This window comes from Corynebacterium yonathiae, from assembly GCF_027570195.1.
GTDB classification, from domain to species: domain Bacteria; phylum Actinomycetota; class Actinomycetes; order Mycobacteriales; family Mycobacteriaceae; genus Corynebacterium; species Corynebacterium yonathiae.
Window position 1 is genome coordinate 1 of record NZ_JAKMUZ010000031.1, and the last position, 5,705, is coordinate 5,705.

The following is a 5,705-nucleotide window of genomic DNA, read 5'->3' on the forward strand; positions in this document are numbered from 1 at the left end:
TGGTGATGATGTTTGAGAACTCAATAGTGTGCCAATGTACTTTTTATTTTTTGTGTGCATGGTTGTGTGTTGATTGGTTTGTCTGCCGATGGGCCTGTGTGCTTGTTGGTTGGTGTGTGCCGGTTGGGTATGTGGAACACGTACCTTTTTGAATGCTGTTTGGTGTTTCGGCTGCATTGAGATGGATTGGTTGGCATGTGATTGTGTTCAACTTTGTGGTTTCCTCTTTTTCCCCGTCGGGTTGAGGGAACTGTTTATTTTTCTTTGTAGTAATTTTTTGGACGCCAGCATGAGCCTTTGTGTGGTTTGTGGTGGTTTGTTCTTTTGTTGGGTTTCGGGCTTTTCACGGCCTGTTTCGGATGTTGTTCTGAAATTTTTTTGTGGAGAGTTTGATCCTGGCTCAGGACGAACGCTGGCGGCGTGCTTAACACATGCAAGTCGAACGGAAAGGCCCTGCTTGCAGGGTACTCGAGTGGCGAACGGGTGAGTAACACGTGGGTGATCTGCCCTGCACTTCGGGATAAGCCTGGGAAACTGGGTCTAATACCGGATAGGAGCCATTTTTAGTGTGATGGTTGGAAAGTTTTTTCGGTGTAGGATGAGCTCGCGGCCTATCAGCTTGTTGGTGGGGTAATGGCCTACCAAGGCGGCGACGGGTAGCCGGCCTGAGAGGGTGGACGGCCACATTGGGACTGAGATACGGCCCAGACTCCTACGGGAGGCAGCAGTGGGGAATATTGCACAATGGGCGCAAGCCTGATGCAGCGACGCCGCGTGGGGGATGACGGCCTTCGGGTTGTAAACTCCTTTCGCTAGGGACGAAGCTTTTTGTGACGGTACCTAGATAAGAAGCACCGGCTAACTACGTGCCAGCAGCCGCGGTAATACGTAGGGTGCGAGCGTTGTCCGGAATTACTGGGCGTAAAGGGCTCGTAGGTGGTTTGTCGCGTCGTCTGTGAAATTCCGGGGCTTAACTCCGGGCGTGCAGGCGATACGGGCATAACTTGAGTACTGTAGGGGTAACTGGAATTCCTGGTGTAGCGGTGAAATGCGCAGATATCAGGAGGAACACCGATGGCGAAGGCAGGTTACTGGGCAGTTACTGACGCTGAGGAGCGAAAGCATGGGTAGCGAACAGGATTAGATACCCTGGTAGTCCATGCCGTAAACGGTGGGCGCTAGGTGTGAGGGTCTTTTCACGACTTTCGTGCCGTAGCTAACGCATTAAGCGCCCCGCCTGGGGAGTACGGCCGCAAGGCTAAAACTCAAAGGAATTGACGGGGGCCCGCACAAGCGGCGGAGCATGTGGATTAATTCGATGCAACGCGAAGAACCTTACCTGGGCTTGACATACACTGGATCGCTGCAGAGATGTAGTTTCCCTTTGTGGCTGGTGTACAGGTGGTGCATGGTTGTCGTCAGCTCGTGTCGTGAGATGTTGGGTTAAGTCCCGCAACGAGCGCAACCCTTGTCTTATGTTGCCAGCATTTGGTTGGGGACTCATGAGAGACTGCCGGGGTCAACTCGGAGGAAGGTGGGGATGACGTCAAATCATCATGCCCCTTATGTCCAGGGCTTCACACATGCTACAATGGTCGGTACAACGCGCAGCGACACTGTGAGGTGGAGCGAATCGCTGAAAGCCGGCCTTAGTTCGGATTGGGGTCTGCAACTCGACCCCATGAAGTCGGAGTCGCTAGTAATCGCAGATCAGCAATGCTGCGGTGAATACGTTCCCGGGCCTTGTACACACCGCCCGTCACGTCATGAAAGTTGGTAACACCCGAAGCCGGTGGCCCAAACTTGTTAGGGAGCCGTCGAAGGTGGGATCGGCGATTGGGACGAAGTCGTAACAAGGTACCCGTACCGGAAGGTGCGGGTGGATCACCTCCTTTCTAAGGAGCTTTATTTTTGGGCACAGTTGTGTCTTTGCCTGCCACGGTTGTGGTGGGTGGTTGGTTGAGTGTGCGAGTGTCATGCTGCCAACGTTGTTTGTTTAAAAATTCCGGGTGGAAGATACACCTTTAAGACATGGCCGAGTGTTTGAATGGCGCTTTGTGACACACTGTTGTCCATGCACAGTGAAAAGTAATTGTTTGTATGTTGGTGCATTGTTGGGTGTCTGGGGCATTATCCCCCTTTTTTGTGCCTGACCATTTGGCTGGTGGACATGGTTTGTGTGTGCTGGTTGTGGTTGGGGTGTTGTGTGAGAACTGTATAGTGGACGCGAGCATTAAACACGTAGGGCATGCTGCGCTTTGTGTGTGGTGTGTTGTGTGTGTTTGTGTGATTTCTTTTTTCTTTGTGTTTATTTTTTGTCAAGTTCACTTGTGTGGCCACTGCGTGCATTTTTTGTGTGTGGTGGTTTGTGTGTTCGTTATTTAGGGCGCATGGTGGATGCCTTGGCATGCTGAGCCGATGAAGGACGTGAAAGGCTGCGTTAAGCCTCGGGGAGTTGTCAATTAAGCGTTGATCCGAGGATGTCCGAATGGGGAAACCTGGCCCTGGTTATGTGGGGTTACCCTTCAGTGAATTCATAGCTGTTGTGGGGGTTTACGCGGGGAAGTGAAACATCTCAGTACCCGTAGGAGGAGAAAATAATAATGATTCTGCTAGTAGTGGCGAACGAACGTGGATGAGGCTAAACCGTGTGCATGTGATACCTGGTAGGGGTTGTGTGTGCGGTGTTGTGGGCCCTGATGTGCGGTGACTACCATTGCCGCGTCTGCGCATTGTTGTTAGGTGAAGTGGTTTGGAATGGCCTGCCGGAGTAGGTGAGAGTCCTGTAGCTGAAGATGATGATGTGTGGGTTGTTGGGTTGCCCGAGTAGCAGCGGGCTCGTGGAATCTGCTGTGAATCTGCCGGGACCACCCGGTAAGCCTAAATACTCAGTGTGACCGATAGTGTATGAGTACCGTGAGGGAATGGTGAAAAGTACCCCGGGAGGGGAGTGAAATAGTTCCTGAAACCATGTGCTTACAATCCGTCAGAGCACCGTTTGTGTGTGATGGCGTGCCTTTTGAAGAATGAGCCTGCGAGTCAGCGGCATGTCGCGAGGTTAACCCGTGTGGGGTAGCCGTAGGGAAACCGAATCCTAATGGGGTGTCAAGTGGCATGTCCTGGACCCGAAGCGGGGTGATCTACCCATGGCCAGTGTGAAGCAGCTGTAAGAGGTTGTGGAGGCGCGAACCCACGTAGGTTGAAAACTGCGGGGATGAGCTGTGGGTAGGGGTGAAAGGCCAATCAAACTCCGTGATAGCTGGTTCTCCCCGAAATGCATTTAGGTGCAGCGTCGTATTATAGCTTGGTGGAGGTAGAGCGACTGGTTGGTTGAGCGGGACTACAATCTTAGCAATGTCAGCCAAACTCCGAATGCCACTAATTGTGTTGTACGGCAGTGAGACTGTGGGGGATAAGCTTCATAGTCGAGAGGGAAACAGCCCAGATCGCCGGTTAAGGCCCCTAAGGGTGTACTAAGTGGAAAAGGATGTGGGATCGCGAAGACAGCCAGGAGGTTGGCTTAGAAGCAGCCATCCTTGAAAGAGTGCGTAATAGCTCACTGGTCGAGTGGTTCTGCGCCGACAATTCAGTGGGGCTCAAGTACACCGCCGAAGCCGCGGCAACTTTTTTAGTTGGGTAGGGGAGCGTCGTGCATGGGTTGAAGCGTTACCGTAAGGAGGCGTGGACTGTGTGCGAGTGAGAATGCAGGCATGAGTAACGAATTGATAGGTGAGAATCCTATCCGCCGGATGACTAAGGGTTCCTGGGTCAAGTTCGTCTTCCCAGGGTGAGTCGGGACCTAAGGCGAGGCCGACAGGCGTAGTCGATGGATAACCAGTTGATATTCTGGTACCCGTACATGCGCGCCCATGATAAAGCACTGATACTAACCACCGCGGATGCACTGCTAGGCTTCTTTGAAGTCTGGTGGTGTTGATGTCGTGGGGCCTGATGTGTGGTTCAAGTGATGGGGTGACGCAGTGAGGTAGCCACGCCACTTATTGGATTGGTGGTGTAAGCGTGCAGACCGTGTGGTAGGTAAATCCGCCACGCATTGTGGTTGAGGCGTGATGCGTAGACCCGTTGGGGTTGATGGTGGTGATCCTGTACTGTCGAGAAAAGCCTCTAGCGATGTGTGTGTATGGCCCGTACCCGAAACCGACACAGGTGGTCAGGTTGAAAATACTAAGGCGTTCGGGTGAACTGTGGTTAAGGAATTCGGCAAAATGCCCCCGTAACTTCGGGAGAAGGGGGGCCTCATGGCGTGAGCACTCTTTGCGGTGTTAAGCGTTGTGGGGTCGCAGAGAATAGAGGGAAGCGACTGTTTATCAAAAACACAGGTCCATGCGAAGACGTTAAGTTGATGTATATGGACTGACGCCTGCCCGGTGCTGGAAGGTTAAGAGGACCGGTTAGTAGTCTTTGACTGCGAAGCTGAGAATTTAAGCCCCAGTAAACGGCGGTGGTAACTATAACCATCCTAAGGTAGCGAAATTCCTTGTCGGGTAAGTTCCGACCTGCACGAATGGCGTAACGACTTCTCTGCTGTCTCAACCACAGGCCCGGTGAAATTGCACTACGAGTAAAGATGCTCGTTACGCGCGGCAGGACGAAAAGACCCCGGGACCTTCACTATAGCTTGGTATTGGTGTTTGGTTCGGTTTGTGTAGGATAGGTGGGAGACTATGAAGCTATCACGCTAGTGGTGGTGGAGTCGTTGTTGAAATACCACTCTGATCGGATTGAGCATCTAACCTTGGCCCATGATCTGGGTTGGGGACAGTGCCTGGTGGGTAGTTTAACTGGGGCGGTTGCCTCCCAAAATGTAACGGAGGCGCCCAAAGGTTCCCTCAGCCTGGTTGGCAATCAGGTGGTGAGTGTAAGTGCACAAGGGAGCTTGACTGTGAGACAGACATGTCGAGCAGGGACGAAAGTCGGGACTAGTGATCCGGCACCTACTTGTGGATGTGGTGTCGCTCAACGGATAAAAGGTACCCCGGGGATAACAGGCTGATCTTCCCCAAGAGTCCATATCGACGGGATGGTTTGGCACCTCGATGTCGGCTCGTCGCATCCTGGGGCTGGAGTAGGTCCCAAGGGTTGGGCTGTTCGCCCATTAAAGCGGCACGCGAGCTGGGTTCAGAACGTCGTGAGACAGTTCGGTCTCTATCCGCCGCGCGCGTTGAAACTTGAAGAAAGCTGTCCCTAGTACGAGAGGACCGGGACGGACGTACCTCTAGTGTGCCAGTTATCCCGCCAGGGGTATCGCTGGTTGGCTACGTACGGAAGGGATAACCGCTGAAAGCATCTAAGCGGGAAGCCTGTTTTAAGATGAGGTTTCGTTAAGGTCCCCTAAAGACGATAGGGTAGATAGGCCAGACCTGGACGCACTGCAAGGTGTGAAGGCTACTGGTACTAATTGACCACAACAAACACCAACACACACTATGTGTGCTGGCAAAACAAACAACAAGAAGAAGAAACAAAATATTGTCACTGTCGTGACCGCGTCCACTATGCAGTATCTGACACAACACCCGAAAGCACACCTAAGGGTTGGAATGCTTCGTATGTTTGTCGGTGGTCAATAGCTGCAGGGAAACGCCCGGTCCCATTCCGAACCCGGAAGCTAAGCCTGCACACGCTGATGGTACTGCAACCGGGAGGTTGTGGGAGAGTAAGTCACCGCCGACACCAAACAACAA

Annotated in this window: 3 rRNA genes; all 3 read left to right on the forward strand. The window is 52.7% G+C overall.

The features are described from left to right. Nucleotides 1-377: 377 nt before the first annotated feature. Nucleotides 378-1,895, forward strand: a 16S ribosomal RNA gene (locus tag L8V22_RS11405). A gap of 475 nt (nt 1,896-2,370) precedes the next feature. Continuing rightward, nucleotides 2,371-5,438: ribosomal RNA gene (locus L8V22_RS11410) — 23S ribosomal RNA — on the forward strand. 138 nt (nt 5,439-5,576) lie between these two features. Beyond that, nucleotides 5,577-5,694, forward strand: a 5S ribosomal RNA gene (gene rrf, locus L8V22_RS11415). Together the 16S, 23S and 5S rRNA genes form the textbook arrangement of a ribosomal RNA operon. Nucleotides 5,695-5,705 lie beyond the last annotated feature (11 nt).